The sequence below is a fragment of the Achromobacter sp. GbtcB20 genome (assembly GCF_019091095.1).
In the GTDB taxonomy this organism is placed as follows: domain Bacteria; phylum Pseudomonadota; class Gammaproteobacteria; order Burkholderiales; family Burkholderiaceae_B; genus Achromobacter; species Achromobacter mucicolens.
In genome coordinates this window covers 1-267 of sequence record NZ_JAGXJZ010000573.1, presented here as the reverse complement: position 1 = coordinate 267, position 267 = coordinate 1, and the positions used below count along the sequence as shown (strand labels likewise).

The window sequence follows — 267 nt, the reverse complement described above, 5'->3', positions numbered from 1 at the left end:
ACGGTCGCCACCTCGGTTTCATAGCGGAAGGTATGCGCCGCGCTCAGGTTGGCCGACAACGAGCCCATGTCGCTCGGCAGGCGCCAGCGGTACCGCACGTCCGCCTCGATGCCGTGGGTCTTGGTGCTGCCCGCGTTGATGTAGGGCGACTCCGCGTACAGGATCGGACCGACCGGCGGCACGCCCAGCACGGGTTCCTCCCCATTGCCGGTCGCGATCTGGACCGGCACCGGCGCACCGCGCACCCAGGTCGGCACGAAACTCGGG

Annotated in this window: 1 protein-coding gene; it reads right to left on the bottom strand. The window is 69.7% G+C overall.

All coding sequences use genetic code 11. The features are described from left to right. On the bottom strand, positions 1–267 hold a 267-nt coding region (locus KVT32_RS30270; protein WP_217619449.1), incomplete at both ends, for a TonB-dependent receptor.